A 4,544-nucleotide genomic window follows, 5' to 3' on the forward strand; every position below is an offset into this window, starting at 1 on the left:
CCCTCCGACCGATGAGGTACACCAGGGCGGTCCCGACGGCGGCCACGCACCCGGCGATGAACGGGGCCAGCGCGGCGGGAACGAGGATCTTCTGGACCACACCGCCCCAGTTCACGCCGGCCACGCCCAGAGAGGCCAGACCGGCCCCGATCAGCCCGCCGAACAGGGCGTGCGAGGAGCTGGAGGGCAGCCCGAACAGCCACGTGGCCAGGTTCCAGAGGATGCCCCCGATGAGCCCGGAGAAGATCAGCGTCAGCGCAATGGTGGGGTCCAGCCCGGAGACGAGCCCGCCGTCCGGGGTCTGGATGAGCAGCACGTCCTTGGTGACCGTGGTGGCCACCTCCACGGACAGGAACGCACCCACCAGGTTCAGCACGGCGGACAGGGCCACTGCCGTGCGGGGCTTGAGCGCCCCGGTGGCGATGGAGGTGGCCATCGCGTTGCCGGTGTCGTGGAATCCGTTGGTGAAGTCGAACGCCAGAGCGGTCACGACCACCAGTCCCAGGATCACCAGTTCAACTGTCATTCAACCAGGATGGCCGCCCCGAGCGCCCCAGACCAAACCCGCCCCCGGACGACCCGGGGGAGCATGCGCCCGGCAAGCACTTCCTGCGAACGAACAGGTCCGCTGGGCGCGTCGGAACCCCGGCGCATACTTCCCCCATGACCTCTGACTCCCACCGCGGTCCGGACTCCGGCAGGACCTGGCACGAACGCTCCCCCGCCACGGGAACGGGCGAGCTGCCCATCCTCAGTCCGCGCCCGGATCCGGACACCCACCGGGGGTACGCCCACGGCACGGATCCGCGGCGGTGGCGGATTCTGGCGGTGCTGCTCGTGGCCATCTTCATGTCCCTGGTGGCCGTGAGCATCATCAACGTGGGCCTGCCCTCCATCCAGGAGGGGCTGGGGGCCTCCGAGTCCCAGCTGCAGTGGATCCTCTCCGGCTACGCCCTGACCTTCGGGGTGGTCCTGGTGGCGGGCGGGCGTGCCGGGGACGTTTTCGGGCGCGGGTTCCTGTGGATGCTCGGGGTGGCCCTCTTCACGCTGTCCTCGATCGCCGCGGGCCTGGCCCCGGACCCCACCATGCTGATCGTGGCGCGCTTCGTGCAGGGTGTGGGCTCCGGGCTGCTCAACCCGCAGGGCGTGGCCATGATCCAGCAGTACTTCAAGGGAGCGGAGCGCGGCAAGGCGTTCGGCATGCTGGGCAGTGCCGTGGGTGTCTCCGTGGCCATCGGCCCGGTCCTGGGCGGTCTGCTGATCCAGACGGGCGGCGCGTCCGAGGGCTGGCGGTGGCTGTTCGTGGTGAACGTCCCCGTGGGCATCGTGGCACTCGTGCTCGCGTTCCTCTGGTTCCCCCGGCCGCTGCTGCGCAGGCCCGAGGGCACCACCATCGGACATGCCCTGCGGGAGATGGATCCCACGGGCGCGGTGCTGCTGGGTGTCGCCCTGCTGGCCACCCTGCTCCCGTTCATCGAGACCGGCTCCCCCGGCACCAGTCCGTGGGTGTGGGCGCTGCTCGCGGTCGCCGCCGTGTTCCTGGCGCTGTGGGTCGCGTGGGAGAAGCGCTTCAAGGCCTCCGGGCACCAGCCCATGGTGGACCTGGACATCTTCCGGGTCAGCAGCTTCCTCAACGGCACCCTGCTGATCTCGCTGTACTTCCTGGGCATCACGAGCGTGTGGGTGCTCATCACCCTCTACATGCAGCAGGGCCTGGGCCACACCGCCCTGGCCGCCGGCTGCGTGGGCCTGCTCAATGCGATCGCCAGCGCGGTGGCCTCCAACCTGGCCGGCAGCCGCGTGAGCCGGATGGGCCGCAGGATCGTGGTCCTCGGCATGCTCAGCGTGGTGGTGGGTCTGCTGCTGAGCACGGCCGTGATCCTGCTGCACGACTCCTGGAACGTCAGCGAGTGGTGGCTCGTGCTCACCCTGGGCTTCGTGGGCTTCGGCCAGGGCGCGGTGGTGAGCCCCAACCAGACGCTCACGCTCGCGGAGGTGCCGCTGGAGTACGCGGGCAGCGCCGGTGGCGTGATGCAGACCGGCCAGCGCGTGGGCACCGCCGTGGGCATCGCCATGATCACCGCGGTGGCCTACGGCGTGATTGCCGGGCAGGGCTGGTCCGTGGGCATCGCGGTGGGTCTCGGCGTGGTGGTGCTCGTGGTGCTCCTCGCCCTGGCCGTGGCCCTGCGGGACATGCGCCACCGCGCGCGGCAGGACGCCCGCACCTGAGCCACGCCGCGCGCACGACGACGCCGCCGCGCCCTCCCCGCCCCGGCCCCCGGCAGGCGGGGCGCTGGGCGCAGAGGTGGCGCGGCGGCGTCGTGAGCGCAAGAGCGGGGCGGGTCAGCCCTTCTGGAGGGTGATCTGCCAGCTGGCGTCGCCCTTCTCCACGAAGTCGGTGACCTGGTGGCCGTCCGTGGCCGCCCACTGGGGGATGGCCTCGGTGGCCTGGGTGCAGTCGAAGTCGATGACCAGGTGGTCTCCGGAGTGCAGGGTCTGCATGACGTCCTTGGCCTCGATCAGCGGGAACGGGCACACCGCGCCGAGGGAGTCCAGGGCGTAGTAGCCGTTGCCCAGGTCCGTGAGCTTCTGCGACGGCGCACCCGCCGGGTCCTTGACCATGAGCGCGGTGGGCGCCGCGGCGAAGCCCGAGAACACGTTCGTCCCGGGGGTGCGGGGCGCGCCCGCGGTGGGAGCGGCGTCGATCGAGGTGTCGTCCGGGGCGGTGGCGTCCACGGTGTGGTCGAGGCTCTGCGCGGTGGAGTAGGTGTCCCCGTCCGAGCCGCGCTCGGGCTGGGTGACGGTGGGCTTGAGCCAGATCTTCGTGGCCGCGGCCACGCCCAGCGCGATGAACAGCAGCGCGATCCAGCCCTGGAACGTGAACAGGCTGGTCTGGACCATGCCGTTGCCCACGGTGCAGCCGCCGGCGAGCGCGGCGCCCACGCCCATGAGCAGCCCGCCCGCGATGGAGCGCACGGTGGTGGTGGTGTCCGGAACGCGCACGCGGAACTCGCCCGTGGACCTCGCGGCGATGAACGAGCCCACCAGGATGCCGAGCACGAGCATCACACCCCAGTCCAGCTTCTTGTCCGCGCCGGTGACCAGGAAGTTGAGCAGGTTGGCGGTGGGGGTGGTGATGCCCAGGCCGTCGTTGCGCCCCGTCGCCGCGGACAGCGGCCACGCGACGACGCCGATCAGGCCCACGAGCGCGCCGGCGGTGTAGACGTGGAGGGGGCGCTTCCACGCGGGGCGGTTGCCCAGGCGGGCGGGCTTGACCGTGGACTTCTCGCGGCTGCGGAAGTGGCGCACCATCACGCCGGTGACCGCGGCCAGCACGATCACGAACAGCCACGGGGAGACGCCCAGGGCGCCGGGGATGGTGGTGAGCCCGGTGTCCCACTCCTTCATCCCGGAGGTGAAGCCTTTCAGCACGCCGGTCTTCATGGCGGACGCGGACAGCGCGTACATGGCCAGCGCGATCCACGAACCCACCAGTCCCTCACCGGAGCGGTACCACGTGCCGGAGGCGCAGCCGCCGGCCAGGATGATGCCCACACCGAACATGAATCCGCCCACCACCACGGCCAGCGGCATGAAGGAGGGGTAGTCCGGGGAGATCACTCCCAGGGAGGTGAGCGCGGTGAGCCCCACGGCGTGCACCGAGATCACCACGAGCAGAGCGGTGAACGTGCGCCACGAGCGCTGCAGGAAGATGTCCCGCAGCATGCCCGTCACGCAGAAGCGGCCGCGCTGCATCACGATGCCCAGCACGGCACCGAGGACGAGTCCGGTAAGGATCATGAGTATCTGCCTGTTTCCTGCACCCTCCCCCGAGTGCGTTGAGTGTCAGATGTCGAAGAGGTGACGGTCCGGGGAGTGCGTGCCAGTCAACTCCCCGGGAGACCTCAGATCCAGGCGGGTGTCATGGGGCGCAACACTGTGCCGGGGCTCACCGGGGCATGCCCCTGACCGGACCGCGCTGGTCTTCGAGCAGGTGCTGCGTGAGCATTGCCGCCGGGATCGGGCCCACACGCCCCACCGACATGGGCACCTGCCCGAACGCGGACCGGGGGATCGGGTGGCGGCACAGTTGCGCCGTGCGGTGCTCGTCCCAGTCCACGTAGACGTACCAGCCGCCTCCGTCCGCGGTGCCCTCGAAGGCCGTCCGCCGGACCGTTCCCACCGCGCACAGCTCCTGCCGCTTGGACAGGTACGCCCAGATCACGTCCCCCGCCCTCATGGTGCGGAAGCCCGTGCGCAGGCACCAGCGGTCAACGGGCTGCGAGCGCCCGATGGCCTCCCACCCCGCCGTGGCGTCCTCGCGGGTTCGCCAGTCCGTGGGCATGTGCTCCGGGTGGGCCGCGGGGTTGATCGGCAGGAACCAGTGGGTGTCCGCGCCCATTCAGGCACCGCCCCCGGTGCTCGGCCGGCCCCAGGGGTCGATCCCGGACGGTCCGGGCGCCTCACCGGCGTGCCCGGCGGACGGGGCCGCGGCACCCCGGTGAGGAGCACCGGAGTGCACCGGCCGCCCCGCAGTCCCCGGC

The 4,544-nt window shown here is 71.2% G+C and carries 4 protein-coding genes and 1 pseudogene; 1 reads left to right on the plus strand and 4 read right to left on the minus strand.

The window, feature by feature from the left end; all coding sequences use genetic code 11:
• A partial coding sequence (locus CWC38_RS11000; RefSeq protein WP_206059904.1) for an inorganic phosphate transporter occupies window positions 1-526 on the minus strand: 526 nt, incomplete at its 3' end.
• 137 nt (window positions 527-663) lie between these two features.
• Between CWC38_RS11000 and CWC38_RS11005 the strand changes: the two genes are divergently transcribed.
• The gene (locus CWC38_RS11005; RefSeq protein ID WP_121846769.1) at window positions 664-2,229 is read left to right on the plus strand and encodes an MFS transporter; all 1,566 of its coding nucleotides are present in this window, start codon (window positions 664-666) and stop codon (window positions 2,227-2,229) included.
• Window positions 2,230-2,343: 114 nt separating this feature from the next.
• Here CWC38_RS11005 and CWC38_RS12475 read toward each other — a convergent pair whose 3' ends face one another.
• The 3 genes and pseudogenes from CWC38_RS12475 to CWC38_RS11015 all read right to left on the minus strand — a co-directional run bounded on the left by CWC38_RS12475 (window position 2,344) and on the right by CWC38_RS11015 (window position 4,402).
• Window positions 2,344-2,577 (minus strand): sulfurtransferase TusA family protein, encoded by a 234-nt coding sequence (locus tag CWC38_RS12475; protein WP_240625234.1) that lies wholly within the window; start codon window positions 2,575-2,577, stop codon window positions 2,344-2,346.
• Window positions 2,578-2,892: 315 nt separating this feature from the next.
• Window positions 2,893-3,801: pseudogene (locus tag CWC38_RS12480) on the minus strand (YeeE/YedE family protein); the annotation flags it as partial.
• A 148-nt stretch (window positions 3,802-3,949) separates the two neighbouring features.
• Window positions 3,950-4,402, minus strand: a complete 453-nt coding sequence (locus CWC38_RS11015) for a hypothetical protein (RefSeq protein WP_121846771.1) — start codon at window positions 4,400-4,402, stop codon at window positions 3,950-3,952.
• Between the last annotated feature and the right edge of the window lie 142 nt (window positions 4,403-4,544).

Origin of the sequence: Kocuria tytonicola, from assembly GCF_003687455.1 — a bacterium.
Taxonomy (GTDB): Bacteria; Actinomycetota; Actinomycetes; order Actinomycetales; family Micrococcaceae; genus Kocuria; species Kocuria tytonicola.

What these genes read in the sequence shown, in the direction of transcription:
- CWC38_RS11005 (WP_121846769.1), top strand. Translation starts at nt 664, where the DNA reads ATGACCTCTGACTCCCACCGCGGTCCGGACTCCGGCAGGACCTGGCAC.
- CWC38_RS11015 (WP_121846771.1), bottom strand. Translation starts at nt 4,402, where the DNA reads ATGGGCGCGGACACCCACTGGTTCCTGCCGATCAACCCCGCGGCCCAC.